The sequence below is a fragment of the Sunxiuqinia sp. A32 genome, assembly GCF_052690465.1.
This window is the reverse complement of the sequence record NZ_JBQYLI010000003.1, coordinates 228001-248673: the sequence shown is the minus strand read 5'-3', so window position 1 is coordinate 248673 and position 20673 is coordinate 228001. Positions and strand designations below refer to the sequence as shown.

Here is a 20673-nt window from a genome sequence, read left to right as displayed (position 1 = left end):
CATATTTTTTAAAACTTAATTTTATACTCCAGGGATAGTATATTTCTCAGGTAATCCTTCTTCAAATAATCCTGAATAAGGTAATTCACACCAACTTTATGATGTTTATTAATCTTGTATTGAATACCTGCGATATACCTGATTTTGTTTATCTCTTTATCTTTTAACTGATGAAAAAACTCAATGCCAATATTTGGGGTTAGCTTTGAACCCTGCAAGTCATATTCCATTTTTAACCGATACCGCAGATAACTGTCGTTCTCAGCAGCGTCTGTATCAAGTTCTGTATAGTTTGTATATCTTGTTCGTAATTGAAAATCAAACCGGTTTATTTTATACTTTCCTTTAACATCCAACGCAAATCGATGAAAATATTCGGTTGATTTTGTCTCTCGTTCATTGATCAGAAACCGATAGTTTCCACCTACTTCCAAAAACTTTAATATTTCGTATTCCAATCCTGTTTCAATAAAATATTCATCAATTTTGAATTGGTCGCGAAAGCGGATTTCGGGGCTTAAAAAAATCTCCAACTTTTTATTAATTGATTTGCTGAGTTCAAACTCAGCCCAGGTATTCCAGCTATTCTCTTGTGCCATAGCTGCATTTGTTATGAACAATGCGCCAAGCAGGCTGAAAACCATTAAAATACGAATCATATATTTTCCCATGTTTTCCCTCTTATAATTCATCAACTGGATCGAAATAAATGGTGATTTTAGCAATATCCCTTAAAAAATCAATTTGGTTGATTTGATATCTTTTGATATTGATACCTGTTCGATCCTGAAGATCATTTAGTAATTCATTTTGCTTCATTTTTTGGATATTTTCAATCCGGTCGTAGCAAACCTCCAATGCATTTTCCTGACGCAGTCTTAAAAAGCGTTCCAGTAAATAAAGGCCTCCAACGATGATAGAATTGGTCATAATTAGCTCTAAATAGCTTACCTTTTTGTTGGCTAATGCATTAATTACTGAAATGCCAATAATGACAAACAGGTAGGTCATTTCCTTGATTGGAATGGGATCGGTTCGATATCGGATAATTCCAAATATGGCAAAAAGCCCCAGCGCAAATCCCAGCTCAAGCTTCACGCTCTCGAGCAAAAAACAAAGCAGGAAAACAGTAATTCCAACTGCAAAAAAACTGAAAAAGAAATCTTTCCTTGTACTCACCCGTGCGTACAGGTAACGAATGATAAAAAGCAACACCAAGGCATTAAATGTGAACCGGATTACCAGCTCCGAAAAGTCCTCAACATTGATCAGCTTAATATCCAAGAACCTAAATTGTTCTATCCACTCAACGAATGAGCTAAATAATAGAGTTAACAGTGTCATAATTAATTCTGAATTATTTTATTTAACATCCTCATCTTCTGCTTAAATAAGTTCTTTTTAATGTCTTCCTCTGCGAGGACTCTCCCAATGCAGTACTTGCTAAAGCCGGTTGGCCTGATCCGATGATTAAACAAGCATTGATAAATTCTGGATGAATTTGAATACTTATCTTGTTTCAACTCAATAATGGCAAAATCATCGTAAAACACTGTCTTATCATCACTGATGAATTCAAAATCAAAATCAATGGTGCAACGTTCGGTCAGTTTTTTGTCAGCCAGTGTAATTCTTCGAAATTTATTCGTTGACTTTGGCTGAAGTTCAGCCGGATTTATTGGGAAAACACCTTCCAAAAAGCTCTTTTCAGCTTCGTTCAATTTTAAACCAATATCATGACTCTGGATTCTCTGCTTAAATGTCTTGCCTTTGTTATTCTTAAACTTTACTTCCAAAAAACTGATCTGGGTATCCACATAGGTTCGTTTTCGCACCTTGTAACGATTCAATTTCCCGTTGTGGTGATAAGTGTAAAGCTTATCATCACGAGTATCAAAATAGTGGGTATTGTATTGAAGAATACGACGATTATCGATTTCAAGAATATAATAATCATTCGAAATTTCATTCAATATCTCAGGTATTTTCTCAGCAGGTACTACAAACTTTTTATCGGTACGTTCCATTAATTTTACCTGATCAAGCCCACTTAGATCAATTGCATCAAAACAAGATGTAATTTGAGTATTCATCGATTACTACTTAAGATTGAATTTGAAACAGTTACTTATGAAGAATAAGCGTTTGCGAATAATCTCACGTTTTCATTTTAAACATTTGCTTAATTTCCCAACACTAAATTCTTTACATTGTATCCTGACTAACCCTCGCAGACCCTACTATTTTTTTTGGAAATTTTTACTGAAAAATTTAAATCGACTATCCGCCTAAATAATAATCAGTAATTAAATGAAGTGCTGAAGCCAAAGCAAAAATCCTATTATGCATTTAATTATAGTGACTTACAAACGTCATCAAGGTTAAACATGTGATGCTTTTGTTAAGATTCGGCGACCAATAGAACAATCAAATTAATTCATTCGTAATTTTGTCGACTATCAAAGCCACAGAAAACAGAGATGATAAAACGACTTTTAATTTCGAGGGAAAGCAAGTTTTTTGTTGCTCAATTTACCATGTTGTTAGCTTTTCTAACAGCGCTTTCTCCATTTGCAACCGATACTTACATGCCTGCCTTGCCAACCATGGCAAAGGAATTTGGTCAGCCCATTAACCTATTGGAAATTACGCTTACTCTTTATTTTCTGGGAGTTGCAGTTGGGCAATTTTTGGGAGGCCCTTTGTCCGATTCGTTTGGGCGGAAAAAGATTGCTCTTCTAGGACTGTTCCTTTTCTCCAGTTCAAGCCTTTTTGCTGTATTTGTAACGGATGTGCATACATTGTGGGTCCTCCGGTTTATTCAAGCTATTGGAGGAGGATGTGCTTCCGTTGTTAACATGGCCTTCGTCCGTGACTGGTTTGAGGGAAAAGATGTCGCACGTCTGTCCTCTCTCATCGGGATGATAATGATGCTGGCACCACTTGTTGCGCCGGTGATCGGAACCTTTCTGCTAGTTCATTTTGGCTGGCAATCCATTTTCCTGTTCATGTTTTTCGTATCCATTTTAGTGGCGATTTCTTTTGGACTATTTATGCCCGAATCCCGAGACAAAACGTACATAACGAATCAAATCTCCTTTAAGAAAGTAACCTATTCATACACCACCATTTTTGGATCAGCGAAGGCTGTAACGCTGATTCTATGTAATAGTTTTGCTGTTGCCGGCATGTTTGTTTTTCTGACCGGGGCTTCATTCCTGTATATTGATTTCTTCCATGTTGATGTGAGCAATTTTCCACTGTTCTTCGGATCAAATGTTGTATTAAATGTAGCGCTCACTTTATTGAATTATCGGCTTGTAAAGCACATTCATCCGTCAAAATTATTGCACGCGGGTCTTCTATTGCAACTAATATCTGGTTTCGGTTTGTTTTTTGCAGTCCGACAGGCTGAGCCAAATCTTTGGCTGGTATTTAGCATGATCGTATTGTTTGTCGGTAGCCTCGGATTGATTTTTGCGAATGTAGTTGCATTAATCCTCAATCAATTTCCTGAGATTTCAGGCTCTGCAAATGCAGTAGTAGGAGTTGTTCGCTTTGCGTTAAGTGGAGCAATTGGTTCGTCACTGGCACTTTTCCATACAGGAAATATCATCCCACTGGGAACCATCATGTTTATTTGCACAGCGGTTGCCTATTTGTTCTTTGTCGCTTCTAAACTCATAAAAAATCCAGCCTCTTAAATAAGAAACCGGATCGTATTTAGATTCTACTTATTATCTTCTAAAAAACTGCCTCAACAATCTTTCGGGCATTATCTGAAACGCCATAGGTATACATGTGCAAACTTGGAACATTGTGCGCCACCAAGTCTTTTGATTGATGAATAGCCCACTCTGTACCTACAACCTTAGCATCATCATTGTTTTTGCATTTTGCCAGCTCTTTAGCTAATTCCTGAGGTAAATCAATCGCAAAAATCTTAGGTAATACGGTCAACTGATTTTTCAGGTTAATTGGCTTAATACCCGGAATAATTGGAATATTGATCCCGTTCGACCGACACTTATCCACAAAGTCATAATACACCTGGTTATCGAAAAACATTTGCGTTACAATGTAATCTGCACCTGCATCTACCTTTTGTTTCAGATACATCATATCTGTATCGAAATTGGGGGCTTCAAAGTGCTTTTCAGGATAACCGGCAACACCAATACAGAAATCCAATGGAGCATTGTTTTTCAAATCCTCTTCCATGTATTTCCCTTCTCTAAGGTTGACAATTTGCTCAACCAGCTCATTGGCATTTGCATTTCCATCCGGATTAGCTTTAAACACATGATCCGTTTTTAATCCGTCACCACGTAATGCCAACACATTATTGATTCCCATGAAATTCAGGTCAATCAATACATGTTCAGTTTCACTTTTTGAAAATCCGCCACATAAAATATGAGGCACTACCGGAATTCCGTATTTGTGTTGAATTGCAGCAGCAATAGCCACCGTTCCAGGACGTTTACGAACCGTCCGTTTTTCAATGCTACCATCCGGTAATTCCTTAAAAACCATCTCATCACGGTGAGTAGTAATATTGATATACTTTGGATCGTAATCCACCAAACTTTCAATGGTACGATAAATATTGCCAGCATCATTCCCTTTTAACGGAGGAAGTAGCTCAAACGAAAAAACCGTTTTATCGCTGTTATTGATGATGTCTATAACCTTCATTTTGCCTACTTTTTAAACAGATTCTCTATTTTCTTTCCAGCCTTATTGGTTTCACGCTCAAGTTGTTTTTCAACCGAGTTATTGAAGTGAAAAATCATATCGAGTACAAACATAAGTACCATTCCCAAAACAAAAGCAATTAATATCTTTTTCGCTGAATTCTTCATTATCATTTAATTTTCTATACGCCTTTATAATTCAAATTAACCGGAAGGAATTGCTCCACCAACTCCACAGAAACACCTTTTCGTTTCGCATAATTCTCCACCTGGTCTTTTCCAATTTTCTCCAAACTGAAATAGCGTGATTCCGGATGGGCAAAAAACTGTCCGCAAACGGCAGCGGTTGGATACATTGCATAATGTTCAGAAAGTGTTATGCCAATTTTTTCTGCTCCCAATATATTGAAAAGATTTTCCTTTTCATGGTGTTCAGGACAAGCCGGGTACCCCATTGCCGGGCGAATTCCCTGGTATTTCACCTTCAAAATATCATCCCATGAAAGCCTCTCATCTGGTACATATCCCCAGTATTCCCGACGCACTTTTTCGTGCAATAATTCAGCAAAAGCCTCTGCCAACCGGTCAGCCAAAGCTTCCAACATAATTGCCTTATAATCATCATGGTCGGCCTTAAATTCAGCCATCCATTTTTCAATACCAATCCCAGCTGTTACTGCAAACGCTCCACAGTAATCGGTTTTGCCGATTTCTTTTGGTGCCACAAAATCAGACAAGCAGAAATTCGGCGATCCTTCGCGCTTTTTCTCTTGTTGACGCAAATGATAGAATCGTCCTAATTCTTCATTCCGACTTTCATCTTCAAACAACACAATATCATCTCCATCGGCATGTGCCGGCCAAATACCGTAAATTCCATTGGCTTGCAACATCTTTTTCTCGATGATTTCATCCAACATGATTTGAGCATCTTCATACACCTTACGAGCTTGCTCTCCCTGTTTTTCATCATCTAGAATTTCAGGGAATTTGCCTCTCAATTCCCATACAAAGAAGAAAAAGTTCCAGTCGATGTATTTTCGTAATTCTTCAATTGGAAAATCAATCAACTCGAAAATACCAGTTTCCTTGGGTTTATATATTTCATTTTTACTCCAGTCAATCTGAAATTTATTTGCCTGCGCTTCTCCCAATGTCAAATATTGCTTTTGTTTCTTTTGCCCGTGGAACTCTCTAATTTGAGCATATTCGTCTTTTACAGACTGAATATATTCCTGGTTATTCGCCAATAGATTTGCCACTACATTTACGGTGCGACTGGCATCTTTCACGTGCACCACCGGAAATGAATACTGAGGTTCAACTTTAACAGCTGTATGAATTTTTGAAGTAGTTGCACCCCCAATCAACAGCGGCAAATGGAAATTTTGACGCTCCATTTCAGCTGCCACACTCACCATAATTTCGAGGGAAGGTGTAATCAATCCACTTAAACCGATCACATCCACCTTTTCCTTTTTGGCAGTTTCCAAAATCTTTTCTGTTGGAACCATTACTCCCATATCAATCACTTCGTAATTGTTACAACCAAGCACCACTCCAACGATATTTTTACCAATATCATGCACATCGCCTTTAACAGTAGCCATCAATACTTTCTTCTGACTACTCTGTTGGTTCTTAAATTTAGCTTTGTCAGCTTCAACATAAGGCAACAGAAATGCCACTGCTTTCTTCATGACACGAGCCGACTTAATCACCTGCGGCAGGAACATTTTCCCTGATCCAAACAAGTCGCCTACCACGTTCATTCCGTCCATCAGCGGGCCTTCAATGATGTTTAAAGTAGGCTGATAGTGTGGTAATGCTTCTGCTAAATCCTCTTCAATAAAATCCGGCAATCCTTTTACCAGTGCATGCTCCAATCGTTTTTCGAGAGGAAGCTCCCTCCATTCATCTTTCCGAACCACCTTACCCGGATCTTCTTTTAAATCCTGAGCAAACTCCAATAAGCGCTCGGTAGCATCTGCCCGTCGGTTCATCACCAAATCCTCAATATATTCAAGAAAATCTTTTGGAATTTCGTCGTAGATCTGCAACATGCCGGGATTCACAATTCCCATATCCAAACCAGCTTCAATAGCATGGAACAAGAACACCGAGTGAATGGCCTCACGAACCAAATTATTTCCACGGAAGGAGAACGAAACATTACTCACCCCACCGCTTGTTTTGGCATGTGGAAGGTTGGCTTTGATCCATCGAATGGATTCAATGAAATCCACCGCATAGTTGTTGTGCTCCTCCATTCCGGTACCAATCGTCAGGATATTTGGATCGAAAATGATGTCTTCAGCTGGAAAACCGATTTTTTCAGTCAACAATTTATAGGCACGTTCGCAAATCTCGATTCGTCGCTCGTAGCTATCAGCCTGCCCTTTCTCATCAAAGGCCATCACAACAACAGCTGCACCATAGCGTTTTATTTTGCTGGCTTGTTCCAGAAACTGCTCCTCGCCTTCTTTCATGCTGATGGAGTTCACAATTGCTTTTCCCTGCAGGCATTTCAACCCAGCTTCAATTACGTCCCATTTGGATGAATCAACCATCACAGGAAGTTTAGCGATATCCGGCTCAGCCATCAATAAATTCAGGAAAGTGACCATTTCCTTTTTGGCATCCAACATGGCATCATCCAGATTCACATCAATGACCTGTGCACCATTATCAACCTGTTCGCGGGCTACTGCCAACGCTTCTTCATATTTTTCTTCACGAATCAATCGGGCAAACTTACGTGAACCTGACACATTGCATCGTTCACCAATATTCACAAAATTGGTTTCTGTCGATATGGTTACCGGTTCCAAACCACTGAGTCGCGTTAATTCATCATTTTTCTGTTTAACATGCGGTTGTGATGCGTTTGCAATTCCCGCAAACTTTCGAATATGATCCGGAGTGGTACCACAACAACCCCCAATGATATTTACAAAATGATTATCCAGAAAATCTTTCACCTGGGTAGCCATTTCTTCTGGTGTTTCATCATATTCACCAAACTGGTTAGGCAACCCGGCGTTCGGATACGCACTAATGTAGAAGGGCGCTTTTTTAGCCATTTCTTCCAGGTATGGACGCATATCTTTTGCGCCTAACGAACAATTTAAACCAATACTCAGCAGATCAATGTGCCGCACTGAATTAAGAAAAGCCTCAACAGTCTGCCCTGATAAAGTCCGTCCACTGGCATCAGTAATTGTTCCGGAAACCATCACCGGTAAACGGATACCACGCTCCTCTAATTCTTCTTCAATGGCAAACAAAGCAGCCTTAGCATTCAGCGTGTCGAAGATTGTTTCGACCAGCAACAAATCCACACCTCCATCCAGCAAACCTTTTGCCTGTTCACGGTAGGATTGTTTCACAAAATCAAAGGTCGTTGCCCGATAGCCAGGATCATTTACATCCGGAGAAAGCGACAAGGTTTTATTCGTTGGCCCCAATGCTCCTGCCACGTAGCGAGGTTTTGAGGGATCTTTTTGAGTGAATTCCTCAGCAACTACTTTAGCGATTTCGGCCGCTGCCTTGTTCATGGCATACACCCACTTCTCAGTATGATAATCTGCCTGGGAAATACTGGTTGCATTAAATGTATTCGTTTCAATGATATCTGAACCTGCATCCAAAAATTCAGCATGAATTTCACGGATTACATCCGGACGAGTCAACGAAAGGATATCATTATTTCCAAATAGTTCGTTGGTCAATTCATCCAACTCTTCATTCCGAAAATCCTTCTCAGTCAGCTTTCGTTTTTGGATCATGGTTCCCATTGCACCATCAAGCACCAATACCCTGTTATTTAGTTCTTCACGTATGTCGTTTTTCTTAATCATCTTTTTAGCTCAATAATTTCATTTCAAATTCGCCCCTAATCCCAATCTGATCCTCACAAATTAACACGGCAGATATAATTTCATCAAACCGTTCGGTGCGCTTCAGTACTTTTTCCACGTCGGTTGGCTTTTTAATCAGGTTGCCAAATCCTGTGGCAAAAGCATCAGCCAAAGCTGTTTCTTTACAGGCAATCATCACCGCATCTGCTTTTCCAAAGCTCATCGATGGCCCAACTGTCCCCGCAGAAGTACAAATACCTACTGGAGTTTGTTCAGCCAGTATCTCCAAACCTACCATGCCGGACAATGGCGACTCTCCTGCAAAAATACTCATAATCAATGGATTTTGCAGTTTCAGAAAGACGTCACCACCGTTCTCCACAACCAATTCATCAATAGAAAAGTTCTCTAAAAGCATTTTCCCAATCAACTCACTAAACATGCCGGCTACTGCAGCCATTGGACCAACTCCAGCCTTTTTTGCAGCATCAGCCATTCTTTTAGCCATTTCAGGTGCACCCTCTTTTGTTTCGCATGGCTTTAGACTTTTTTTAAAAAAGCTATCATCGGCAACATATGCCTCTAACTCCTCCCGTAGGGAAGTCAACTTTTTCAAAGCCTCTTTTGCCATTTCTTCCTGATAGGAATCGTGATCAATTCCGATCCATAAATCTGAATCTTTATAGGTGATCACAAAAGACTGAAAGCGCTCTTTTGAAAAACTGTTGCGATATGTTCTGGGTTCAAAAATCATATATTCAAATTGGCATCCAATCCTCAACTGACAGATAGAATGACTCGTTTAAATTGAATTTCTTATCTGAAATCGATCTCAAATAGATTTAACGGGCATGCCGGAACACACAATTCGCAAACAATGCATTTTTCTGAATTGAATTCCAGCTCCCAGTTTTTATCCATCGTCAAAGCACCGGAGAAACAAACCGCCGTGCAGTTTCCACAGTTGATGCAGCGAGACTGTTTCCATTGAATTTTCTTATCCAAAGGTTCACAGCTAATGTTGTTTTGCTGAAGCCAGGCTATGCCGTTTTTCAAATTCTCGCTAGTCCCAACCAATTCGAGCACCAAACTTCCACTTTTCCCAGGTCGAACCTCAGCTTTTAGAATGTTGATGCGGATATCATAATCTTTAACAAGGTGATAACTTAAAGCTTTGTCGCCACTTTGTGGAGGAAATTTAAGCATGTAACGTTTCTTCTTCATGATTCACCTCCTGTTTCTTTTAGCCCATTCAGACTCGTATTTTTGGGGAAAGTCATTACTGGCTTAACCAGTTCGAACTCTCCTTTTTGTATTTTTTCTTTCAATAAATCTGCGATCTTCCGTGCTTTTGCCAAGCTAGATACCGGGGCCGTTCGAACTTTCTTACCGTTAACTTTGATTGATCCTGAACGAAGTTGTTCGTAGGTCACACGTCCCATAACTGGTGTCCCAACTGTGCCATAATCCAATACGGTGGTTTCAATCTGATCGTTTCGAATGGAAAGCCTTTTAGCCATATCTTCATCCAACACCGGAATAGGAATGCCAATACCAACAAATAAGCTTACTCCATATTTTTCGTAATAGGCAGCTTGCAAATACTCGGAACTCATCTGCTTCAAATCTCCTATTACTGCAATTGTGGCTGAATTACTTACCGGAACACCATGCTCATTTTTAGGTTTGCTGGTATTAAATTGCGTTCCGGGCCATGACACATAACCTTCCGTTCCACCCAAGAAAATGCGGGTTCCCAATCCGATTGTCCTAAACTCAGGATCATTCAGCAACGGGCTCAACTCTCCTGAAGTAGAATAAGTCGCATTCCGCAAATTTGGCAACAATGATCCCATGTAGGTGTATTTGATGGAGTCTGTTGTGTTCACTGCCACATTATAGTTCTGGTATGCATTTCTCGGGTTGAACAGGAACATTTCATTCACTGTTTCCTTGCTGATCTTGGTTTTAATGTGTTTGCGTGGATAGCAATCCGTTCCTTTTCCCCAAGCTTCCAACTCCAACTCTTTGCCATCTATTAAATCCTGAATGACATGTGCTCCACCATAGGTTGGATTATCCGGATCACAAGCGGTCGCGCCAACATAAGTGTCAACAGCAGCCAATCCTTCGTAAACCGGAACTCCGTTCAATTTGATTTTCTCCATGCGGATCGGTGGGTCAGCATGACCAAAGTTTATGAATGCGCCACTGGAACACATGGCTCCAAAAGTAGCAGTAGTTACTACATCTACTTTTTGAACAATTTCAGCTGGTGACATCTCTTTTGCCATTGCTGAAACTTCTTCGGCAGTAAGTACAACAGCTTTACCGCTTCTTATTTTTTCGTTGATTTCTTCGTATGTTTTTTTGATGCCCATGCTTTCTTCATTTAAATCTTTAATAAAGACTCATTTTGTTTTCAACTCCTTTTTCGGAATTGTATTTGTTTTAAAAGGAAAATGTATTGCGCTGATCAGCGCATACAGCTGTTCGAGAAGTGCATGAAGCTTAACAGGAAAAGGGAGTTTGCCAATTTTTTCACTCTTTCAATTTTTAGTTTCAATTATAATTCCGTTACCGGCCGGGTTTTGGCACCGTTCCTTCCATCAGCTGACGGAAGAGGGTTGCCAGAGTTTCACAGAGCCCGCTCTCTCCACTCTTCGTTATAACCAAGAATTCTCAAAAGATGAGAACATTTGATATTTCATGCAAATGTAGTGTCAAATCGGATAATTATCAAGGAATCGAGCGGTTTAGCTTAAAAATTCTGATTCCTTTAGTCAAAAATAAAACTGACATAACAATTTCCATCCTCGTATAAAATGATCTACTTTTGCAGCCATGATAACCAAAATCAGCATCGGTGATTATTTTGCTCAGGAGAACCCTCAACCTTTGATTGATGTTCGCTCTCCCGGGGAATTTGAAAAAGGACATATTCCCGAAGCCACCAACATTGCCCTCTTTTCAAATGAGGAAAGAGCCGAAGTTGGAACGATGTACGTACAGAAATCAAGAGAAAAAGCAATCGAACTTGGTTATCAGTTTGTCAATCCAAAACTCGAGTGGTTTCTTGATGAAAGCCGGAAAGTTGCCGGGAAATCAGCTATTGCTGTTCATTGTTGGCGTGGCGGAATGCGCAGTCAGTCTTTTGCGGAACACCTTCACTCAAACGGATTTAAAAATGTTTTTGTAATTGAAGGTGGCTACAAAGCTTACCGAAATCATATTCTTGATTTTTTTGAGCAGTCCTTTCATCTTCGAATACTCGGTGGGTATACCGGTAGCGGCAAAACCCCAATACTGAAAAAAATAAAAGATCAGGGTCGGCAGGTAATCGATTTGGAAGGATTGGCACACCATAAGGGATCCGCATTCGGTGCCATTGGAGAGAGTGCTCAGCCAACTGTCGAGCAATTTGAGAATGATCTGCACGATGAATTCAAAAAACTTCGATTAGATAAACCAATTTGGCTGGAAGATGAGAGCCATAATATAGGACGGGTAAAAATTCCTATGTCCTTATTCCGGCAAATTCGCAAACAGCAGGTGTATTTCATCGATATTCCGAAAACCGAACGTGCACGACATTTAGTAGAAGATTATACCGCATTTGGGAATGAAAAACTTGCATCAGCCATTAACAGCATTGCCAAACGACTTGGAGGTCAAAATGTAAAACTGGCTATGGAGCACCTAGACAACAATGAATATTTTGAGGTTGCAATGATTGCTCTTCAATACTATGATAAAGCATACTCGAGAGGAGTTGAAGATAGAAACCCGGAGAACGTAAAACAAATTGCTTTTTCAAAAATTGACGCGACAGAAATTGCTAAAATTCTAATAAAATTTGCAGAAAATCATGAACGAAATAAAGCTCACACAATATAGCCACGGTGCAGGTTGTGGCTGTAAAATATCACCGAAAACATTAAGTACCATTCTACAAAGCCAATTGGCTACAATCGATCACCCCAATCTATTGGTTGGAAATGATAGTCGGGACGATGCTGCTGTTTACGACATGCAGAATGGTACTGCCATCATTAGCACCACCGACTTTTTTATGCCTATCGTTGATGATCCATTTACTTTTGGGAAAATTGCAGCAGCAAATGCCATAAGTGATGTTTACGCCATGGGAGGAAATCCGTTACTAGCGATTGCTATTTTAGGTTGGCCGGTTAATAAACTGGCGCCGGAAATTGCTCAACAAGTATTGGAGGGTGGTCGCGAAACCTGCATGGAAGCGGGCATTCCGCTGGCTGGCGGACACAGTATTGACAGCCCTGAACCAATCTTCGGACTTGCTGTTACCGGGCAGGTTGCAATTAATCACTTAAAGAAAAATGACACCGCAACAAAAGGCTGCCAATTACTACTCACTAAACCACTAGGAGTTGGCATTTTGACTACTGCTCAGAAAAATGGGAAACTGAAACCAGAACATTTGCATATTGCACCTGATTCGATGATGAAACTAAATAAAATTGGTGCTGAGCTCGCTTCTATTTCAGGTATCAGAGCCATGACTGATGTTACAGGATTCGGTTTGTTAGGTCACTTAACTGAGTTATGTGAAGGAAGTAAACTTTCTGCGGAAATTGAATTGGATAAAATTCCACGTTTCCCGGAAGTTGCTGAATACATTGCTCAGGGTTGTATGCCTGGTGGCACCTACCGTAATTGGGATAGCTACGGGGGCCGTGTTCAATTAAGATCTGAAGATGATAAACTGTTACTATGCGATCCGCAAACCAGTGGTGGACTGTTATTGGCTGTAGAAGAAGATTCGTTGCTGGATGTGAAAAATATTCTGGTACAAAACGGATTAAATAGTTCTGTATTTGGTCATTTAATCGAGCCAGACGATCAATTAATTAGGGTAATATAGTCTTCAGCGGATGAAACCGCTGGTAATAGCTATTCCCGATTAATAATATTCGCCCAAACCTTCCTGAATAAATTCAAAGGTCATTATTTGCTGAGTCTCATTGTCGTAAGATTCAACATATTTAACTGAACCTGCAATAATTTCTTCTATCAAACCCAATCGTTCTTTCGTTAGTTCAATTGGCAAAACGGCTGAACGTCTTTCAACCACTACTTCGTCCTCATCATTTAATACAATTGTTTCAAAATCATTCAGTCCAGTTTCATGCGGGAAAATCTGGCTAACATGATATTCGACGTACATTGCCATTCCCAATGATTTTATAATCGGCAAATGTTCCACGTGAAAATCAAGCCGATTTATTGTTGGACTAAACGCCATTTTTCCATTCTCCAGTTCATCTGCAAATTGATTTCGAATATTATCGTGACCTGCAGGTTTTACCTTTGCATAAAGGTTTCGGATAAATCCATTTTCAGTGATTTCTTCCCAGTTGTATTTTACAAGCAGAGCGTGCTTCTTTCGATTGGCCGACTTTTGATGCCGGTTTTTAAATACAAACGAACAATAATTAATTGGCAAGTCAATACCTTCATCCAACGAAAACTGAATCAATCTCAAAGCAGTTAGTTCTGATTCAATGACCGTTACTTTTTCACCATGAGTGTAAGTATAATCGTGCTCAATCAGTTTATTGAAATTGTATGGTGTTAAACGCATTTGATGAAAGTTCAGGTGATTCACTCCCAAATCCTTCAACTCCCGAATCTTTTGTTTTAGCAATTCTTCTTCCTGCGGAACTGCGGGAATTTCAACTGTTACAACCGGAATCTGACCTATTGCCAACCGTATTTTGTCGGTATTGTAATCAGTAGCACCAATATCAAAACGCATCTCATTTAATCCGGCATTTTTTAGTGCTACAACTTTTTCTTCAGTCAATAAAATTCCATTGGTATAAAGCCAAACATACACTTCATCACCAAATTCAGTTTTAACGGCTTTTACAAACGAAAGACTTTTCTCAAATGAAATTAGTGGTTCTCCTCCTGAGATGCTTACCCCTTTAAAACCGAATCTCCGGATGTAATCGACATAAGTACGTGGATCATCAAAAATAAGTGTATTGGTTTCCGGCTGGGACATGTCAGTCTGCTGCGTTGGGCAGTAAAAACATTTCCCATTGCAAAGATTATTAATGAAAAGACAGGACCACTGCCCTTCTCCACAAAGCTGGCAACCTTTCGAAAGTTTCGAAACATCTGCTTTGCTGCTATGAAATCCCCACTTGACCCTGCTTCCAATGGCTGACAAAATTGTTTGTCGTTCTTGCATAGCAGTCGCTGCTTCTTCCGGTGAAGGGAATCTCAAATAGTTGTATTTCACCTGGTACTCCTCCTGATTCCTCAGTCGGTGCCGCTCTTTTAAAGGTGTTAACTTATTCACTCAAAACATCAAATAACTGGGCGCAAATATAATCGCAATTTGAATTGAAAAAACAATAAAATATTTTTTTATCTGCCTCCTCACTATCAAACAAATACGAGGCTGACTTGTCTCAATAAAAAGAACCACGAAAACAACACAGCATGAAATTCAGAATTGAAAAAGATACGCTTGGCGAAATTAAAGTTCCTGCCGACAAATATTGGGGCGCACAAACTCAACGCTCTGTTCAAAACTTTCCGATTGGCCCCGCGGCCAGCATGCCTATTGAAATTATTCATGCGTTCGGTTTTCTGAAAAAAGCGGCAGCCATCACCAACGAAAAATTAGGCGTTTTACCCAACGAAAAAAGTTACTTGATTCAGCAAGTATGCGATGAAATTATCGCCGGCAAATTGAATGATGAGTTTCCGCTGGTGGTTTGGCAAACCGGCTCAGGAACACAGTCCAATATGAATGTGAATGAAGTTGTGGCGAACCGGTCACACGTATTGGTTGGTAATAAATTGGGCGAAGGAAAGCTGTTTATTCATCCGAATGACGACGTGAATAAGTCCCAGTCGTCGAATGACACGTTTCCCACGGCCATACACATTGCAGCCTATAGAAAGCTGATAGAGCACACCATCCCAAAAGTTGAACTGTTGCGTGATACCTTACAAATGAAATCTGAGGAAATGATGAACGTCGTCAAAATTGGCCGTACCCACTGGATGGATGCTACTCCCCTCACCTTGGGGCAAGAATTTTCAGGCTACGTTTCGCAATTGAATCATGGATTGAAAGCATTGAAAAATACGCTTCCTCACCTTTCAGAATTGGCATTGGGGGGAACGGCTGTCGGAACCGGCCTCAATACGCCCGATGGTTATCCTGAAGAAGTGGCGAAGTCCATTGCCAAATTAACCAGCTTACCCTTTGTAACGGCTGAAAATAAATTTGAATCGCTGGCAGCTCATGATGCCATTGTCGAATCGCATGGAGCGCTAAAACAATTAGCCGTTAGTTTGATGAAAATTGCAAATGACATTCGCTTACTCGCTTCTGGTCCTCGTTCAGGAATTGGAGAAATCACCATTCCAGCCAATGAGCCAGGTTCTTCGATAATGCCAGGGAAAGTGAATCCTACACAAACAGAGGCACTAACCATGGTTTGCACACAAATCATGGGAAATGATGTGACTATTTCAATTGCGGGATCAAGCGGCCAGTTTGAGTTGAATGTTTTTAAGCCCGTCATGATCAACGCTTTCTTACAGTCGGCTACCTTGTTGGGCGATTCTTGCCAGGCTTTTAATGACCATTGTGCTGGTGGTATCGAACCCAACTACACCAGGATTGATGAGCATCTGAAAAATTCGCTGATGTTGGTGACCGCGCTGAACACACACATTGGCTATGAGAACGCCGCCAAGATTGCGAAAAAAGCTCATGCTGAAAACTTGACTCTAAAGGAGGCTGCCCTTGATTTGGGACTGCTGACATCCGAACAGTTTGACCAATGGGTCGATCCGGGGAAAATGGTTGGGATATCATTAAAATGACTATTCACAGCTGGTAAAAGCTGTTGATTACCCGAATATTAATGTTGCTGAACATTTTTAATATAACTATCTGTTGCAAACGATAGTTATATTAAAAATGTTCGTAATATTATCTTCCAACTAACCGATGGCAAGCTGATGTTAGACGTTAATGTAAAAACATTGTTCCTTTTTCTGATCCTTGGAAATCTATTTATTATTACTTTTTTCCTGATCTACATTCGATTGTACCATTCCAGAATTCGTAAACTTAACAAGTATGTTTTTGCCCGATCGTTGCAAACAGTTGCCTGGCTGATCTTCTTTCTTCAAGTTAGTGACCTGAATCCTGTTGTCATGTCAATAGGAAACACTTTTCTTGCTGTGGGCGTTGCGTTGGAAATTTATACCCTGCTCACTTCTACACAAAATTTTGTCAAACTAAAGTTTACATCCCTCCTCATCATTGGCCTCGCTTACAGCGCTTTATATGCAATCGTTTCAACTAATATAAATCAACGAGTTATTATAGCTTCTTTCTTTTGGTTTTTATTTTACGGCTATGTATGGATCGACTTTTCATTAAGAAATCCTCGCTCAAAACTGCAAAAAATAGCCGGTTGGATTAGCTTTATGATCGCAATTCTTTTTTTTAACAGATCACTCCAAACATACTTGCTCAAGGTCGATTTAATTCTCCATAGTCCAGAATATTATAATGTACTGTCTGGAATGGGACTTTTTATCGTCTCGATTGCATGGCCATTGATTTTTATCTTATTGCACAAAGAACAAGATGAGCTTGAAATTTTGCAGAAAGATGATCAGATCAAAAGAAAAAATAAGCAATTAAAGAAAATGAATGTAGCGAAAGACCGATTTTTTCGAATTATCTCTCATGATTTACGGACACCTATTTCATCCATGATTAGTTTTTTGGATTTAATTGATGAAGATATTAAAAGTCAAGATTTCACCAAGATTGGATATTACAATTCATTGGTTTCCCAATCCGCTAAAGAAAGTTTTGATCTACTTGATAATTTATTGCAATGGTCATATGTTCAATCTGGGAAAAACAAAGTTGAATATAAATCGATCGTTTTAAAAGAATTAACTGATCATATAGGTCTTTTATTTCAACTGAGATTGAAGGAGAAAAAAATTCAACTCATAAATAAAATTCGGGCAAATTTTTTGATAACCATGGATCGATTAATGCTTGAGACAGTACTCAGGAATTTGATTTCAAATGCTATAAAATTCACAAATCCAAATGGAACAATTACCATCAATGCAGTTAAAAAACACGATAAAATAAAAATTGAAGTGCTAGATACAGGAATTGGTATTAGTCCTGAGAATATTGACAACCTTTTTAAATTAGAGAGTAACTATTCAACAGAAGGTACAAGCAAAGAAAAAGGAACCGGATTTGGGTTGGTTCTTTGTAACGAATTTGTCAAAAAAAATAAAGGAAGTATTGAAGTAAAAAGTGAAGTTGGAAAAGGTTCGGTTTTTTCTATCTTACTTCCGGTAATATAAATCTCAATCGCATTGAATCAGATAATATTCTATCAAAGATGATTTTCCTCAGTTGCCCATAATTTTTCTACCTTTGCAAAAATTTCTCGAATCAATGGAAAATCAGTTACAGATTTACAATACATTAAGTCGCAAAAAAGAAGTTTTTGAACCTCTCCATCCAGGGAAAGTCGGACTTTATGTTTGCGGCCCTACAGTCTATGGGAAAGCGCATTTGGGGCACGCACGTCCTGCATTGACATACGATTTACTCTTTCGCTATTTGAAGCATATAGGCTATAAAGTTCGATATGTACGGAACATAACTGACGTTGGTCATCTGGCCAATGATGCGGACGAAGGTGAAGATAAAATTGCAAAAAAAGCTCGACTAGATGAGTTGGAGCCAATGGAAGTTGTTCAGATTTATACGAACGATTACCATAAAAACATGCAAAAGCTGAATGTTCTTCCTCCCAGTATTGAACCTCGTGCTACCGGACATATCATAGAGCAAATTGAAACAGTTGAGAAAATTCTGGCTGCCGGATATGCATATGAGAGCAACGGATCTGTTTATTTCGATGTTGAAAAATACGCCAAAGATTATCCTTACGGAGAGCTTTCCGGCCGAAAAATAGAAGATTTGCAAGCAAATACCAGGGAACTGGATGGACAGGATGAAAAACATTCTCCACTTGATTTTGCAATCTGGAAGAAAGCATCACCTGAACATATCATGCGCTGGCCTTCAAAATGGAGCGATGGATTTCCTGGCTGGCATCTGGAATGTACGGCTATGAGCTGCAAATATTTAGGTGAAACTTTTGATATTCATGGTGGCGGGATGGATTTAACCTTTCCACATCACGAAGCTGAAATAGCGCAAGCGAAAGCTGCTCACGGACATGCATCAGTACGTTATTGGATGCATAACAATATGATTACCCTCAATGGTCAAAAAATGGGAAAATCGCTGGGAAATGCTATTTCTTTAGATGAATTCTTTAGCGGTGATCATCCACTTCTAGAAAAAGCATACAACCCAATGACCATCCGCTTTTTTATGTTGATGGCCCATTACCGAAGCACGCTGGACTTTTCAAACGAAGCCCTGCAAGCTGCTGAAAAAGGAATGGAAAGGCTATTAAAAGCGGTTGAAACTTTGGATAAACTGGAAGCTGCATCCGAGTCGACTGTTGACGTTCAGGCATTAAAAGAAAAATGCTATCAGGCAATGAATGATGACATGAACAGTCCGATTGCGATTGCTCATTTATTTGATGGGGTCAAAATGATTAATTCGATTGCAGATGGAAAAGCAACTATTAAAGCAGACGATCTCCAGGAATTGGAATCATTGTATACCACTTTTGTTTTTGATTTGTTCGGATTAATGAAGCCTGAACAACAATCGGGTGCCAACACAGAAGCATATGAACATGCTATTGATTTATTGTTGCAACTACGAATGGACGCAAAAGCAAACAAAGACTGGGCAACTGCCGATAAAATTAGAAATGAATTAGCTAAACTTGGTTTTGAAGTGAAAGACACCAAAGACGGATTCAGCTGGGAATTAAAATAATTGACAATCATAAATACTGAAGAACCTTTTGCAATTGCAGAAGGTTTTTTTTGCATCCTAAATATCAGGATTAAACTACTTTGCAATATAGTTGTTCTTACTGGTAGAAATTTAAACCACAAAAATATTTACCATGAAGAAAACAATTGTTATCGCATTATTCTTAAGTTTTTTTGCATTAGCCCAAACAAGCTATGCACATTGTGAAATTCCATGTGGAATTTACGGAGACTCCCTTCGAATTGAAATGATTTCAGAGCATATACAAACCCTGGAAAAATCAATGAATGAAATTAACGAGCTCTCAAAAGCTGGAGATAAAAACTACAATCAGCTTGTACGTTGGGTAGTCAACAAGGAAGAACACGCCAAGAAAATTCAGGATATTGTTAGCCAATATTTCATGCATCAACGAATTAAACCAGTTGATCCAACGAATGTTGAAGCCTATGCAAAATATACCAATCAATTGGCATTACTGCATCAATTGCTTGTATTTTCGATGAAAGCCAAACAAAGCACCGATCTGGAAGTAATCAATAAATTAAGATCAACCCTTGAAAAATTCTCGGACAGTTATTTCCATGGACACGACCATTCACATTAAGTTATAATCTATTCAAAGATGAGCCTCTCCGCTGCTGAGAGGCTTTTTTATTTAATAAAAAACTGTATTTTTGACAACAGTAACACCTTTCAATAAAATAATAACACCATGCCTGTTACAAGATTTGGAGTTTCTTTAGATGAAGAATTGCTAAAAGCATTGGATGAATATGTTCAGGAAAATGCTTTTTCCAATCGCTCTCAAGCCATCCGGTTTTTGGTTGAAAAAAACCTGGTGGAGAAAAAATGGCAATGTGATAATATAGTCGCAGGTGCAATTACACTGGTCTATAACTTTCATAAAAAAGAAATTAGATCCAGATTAATGGACTTGCAAAACGAATATCAGGAAGTTGTTTTATCCTCTCAATTTTATCATATCAATCAAGAGAATTGTCTTGAAATTGTTGCAGTGAAAGGCCCGTCCTTTAAGTTAACAGAGCTTTCAGACAAATTAATTGCAGTGAAAGGAATCCAGCATGGGAAATTAATAATGAGTAAGGTCGAATAAAATTTTTTAACCATATAG

18 protein-coding genes and 1 riboswitch are annotated in these 20673 nt (G+C 39.3%); of the genes, 8 read left to right on the top strand and 10 right to left on the bottom strand.

Translation table 11 applies throughout. The features are described 5' to 3' along the window. Positions 1-8: 8 nt before the first annotated feature. From ACUNWD_RS04405 to ACUNWD_RS04395, 3 genes are read right to left on the bottom strand one after another with little or no spacing between them, the layout of a single operon-like run. Complete coding sequence (locus ACUNWD_RS04405) at positions 9-671, bottom strand: DUF2490 domain-containing protein (RefSeq protein WP_445586562.1); 663 nt, start codon at positions 669-671, stop codon at positions 9-11. Between the two features lie 10 nt (positions 672-681). After that, positions 682-1344, bottom strand: a complete 663-nt coding sequence (locus tag ACUNWD_RS04400; protein ID WP_445586561.1) for a DUF4956 domain-containing protein — start codon at positions 1342-1344, stop codon at positions 682-684. Between the two features lie 2 nt (positions 1345-1346). Next, positions 1347-2093, bottom strand: coding sequence for a polyphosphate polymerase domain-containing protein (locus tag ACUNWD_RS04395; RefSeq protein ID WP_445586560.1), 747 nt, complete (start codon positions 2091-2093; stop codon positions 1347-1349). A gap of 387 nt (positions 2094-2480) precedes the next feature. On the opposite strand from ACUNWD_RS04395, the gene ACUNWD_RS04390 reads away from it, so the two are divergent. Next, positions 2481-3704 carry a Bcr/CflA family multidrug efflux MFS transporter gene (locus ACUNWD_RS04390; protein WP_445586559.1) on the top strand — a complete coding sequence of 408 codons (1224 nt, stop codon included), beginning with the start codon at positions 2481-2483 and terminating at the stop codon, positions 3702-3704. 40 nt (positions 3705-3744) lie between these two features. On the opposite strand, the gene metF is transcribed toward ACUNWD_RS04390, so the two are convergent. From metF to ACUNWD_RS04360, 6 genes are all read right to left on the bottom strand, one after another. After that, complete coding sequence (gene metF / locus ACUNWD_RS04385; RefSeq protein WP_445586558.1) at positions 3745-4698, bottom strand: methylenetetrahydrofolate reductase [NAD(P)H]; 954 nt, start codon at positions 4696-4698, stop codon at positions 3745-3747. 5 nt (positions 4699-4703) lie between these two features. Next, positions 4704-4865 (bottom strand): hypothetical protein, encoded by a 162-nt coding sequence (locus ACUNWD_RS04380; protein ID WP_445586557.1) that lies wholly within the window; start codon positions 4863-4865, stop codon positions 4704-4706. Between the two features lie 14 nt (positions 4866-4879). Continuing rightward, positions 4880-8557: a methionine synthase gene (metH, locus tag ACUNWD_RS04375; RefSeq protein WP_445586556.1), complete on the bottom strand. Its 3678-nt coding sequence runs from the start codon at positions 8555-8557 to the stop codon at positions 4880-4882. A gap of 4 nt (positions 8558-8561) precedes the next feature. After that, complete coding sequence (locus ACUNWD_RS04370; protein WP_445586555.1) at positions 8562-9311, bottom strand: UPF0280 family protein; 750 nt, start codon at positions 9309-9311, stop codon at positions 8562-8564. Between the two features lie 62 nt (positions 9312-9373). Beyond that, positions 9374-9781 (bottom strand): NIL domain-containing protein, encoded by a 408-nt coding sequence (locus tag ACUNWD_RS04365; protein WP_445586554.1) that lies wholly within the window; start codon positions 9779-9781, stop codon positions 9374-9376. Beyond that, complete coding sequence (locus tag ACUNWD_RS04360; RefSeq protein ID WP_445586553.1) at positions 9778-10938, bottom strand: homocysteine biosynthesis protein; 1161 nt, start codon at positions 10936-10938, stop codon at positions 9778-9780. Before ACUNWD_RS04360 ends, ACUNWD_RS04365 begins: the two co-directional genes overlap by 4 nt. 182 nt (positions 10939-11120) lie before the next feature. Further along, positions 11121-11232, bottom strand: a riboswitch (SAM riboswitch). A gap of 169 nt (positions 11233-11401) precedes the next feature. On the opposite strand from ACUNWD_RS04360, the gene mnmH reads away from it, so the two are divergent. Both mnmH and selD read left to right on the top strand, forming a co-directional pair. Next, positions 11402-12454 carry a tRNA 2-selenouridine(34) synthase MnmH gene (gene mnmH, locus ACUNWD_RS04355; protein WP_445586552.1) on the top strand — a complete coding sequence of 351 codons (1053 nt, stop codon included), beginning with the start codon at positions 11402-11404 and terminating at the stop codon, positions 12452-12454. Next, positions 12423-13457, top strand: a complete 1035-nt coding sequence (gene selD, locus ACUNWD_RS04350) for a selenide, water dikinase SelD (RefSeq protein WP_445586638.1) — start codon at positions 12423-12425, stop codon at positions 13455-13457. Before mnmH ends, selD begins: the two co-directional genes overlap by 32 nt. A 39-nt stretch (positions 13458-13496) precedes the next feature. On the opposite strand, the gene ACUNWD_RS04345 is transcribed toward selD, so the two are convergent. Continuing rightward, entirely contained in the window at positions 13497-14903 is a 1407-nt protein-coding gene (locus ACUNWD_RS04345; RefSeq protein WP_445586551.1) for a radical SAM protein, read from the bottom strand. Positions 14904-15046: 143 nt separating this feature from the next. Between ACUNWD_RS04345 and fumC the strand changes: the two genes are divergently transcribed. The 5 genes from fumC to nikR all read left to right on the top strand — a co-directional run bounded on the left by fumC (position 15047) and on the right by nikR (position 20655). Then, complete coding sequence (gene fumC / locus ACUNWD_RS04340; RefSeq protein WP_445586550.1) at positions 15047-16447, top strand: class II fumarate hydratase; 1401 nt, start codon at positions 15047-15049, stop codon at positions 16445-16447. A 138-nt stretch (positions 16448-16585) separates the two neighbouring features. Then, positions 16586-17971 carry a sensor histidine kinase gene (locus tag ACUNWD_RS04335; protein ID WP_445586549.1) on the top strand — a complete coding sequence of 462 codons (1386 nt, stop codon included), beginning with the start codon at positions 16586-16588 and terminating at the stop codon, positions 17969-17971. Positions 17972-18065: 94 nt separating this feature from the next. Then, complete coding sequence (gene cysS, locus ACUNWD_RS04330) at positions 18066-19538, top strand: cysteine--tRNA ligase (protein ID WP_445586548.1); 1473 nt, start codon at positions 18066-18068, stop codon at positions 19536-19538. Between the two features lie 133 nt (positions 19539-19671). Next, positions 19672-20145, top strand: a complete 474-nt coding sequence (locus tag ACUNWD_RS04325) for a superoxide dismutase [Ni] (RefSeq protein ID WP_445586547.1) — start codon at positions 19672-19674, stop codon at positions 20143-20145. Positions 20146-20253: 108 nt separating this feature from the next. Next, positions 20254-20655: a nickel-responsive transcriptional regulator NikR gene (nikR, locus tag ACUNWD_RS04320; RefSeq protein WP_445586546.1), complete on the top strand. Its 402-nt coding sequence runs from the start codon at positions 20254-20256 to the stop codon at positions 20653-20655. The last annotated feature ends 18 nt before the right edge of the window (positions 20656-20673 follow it).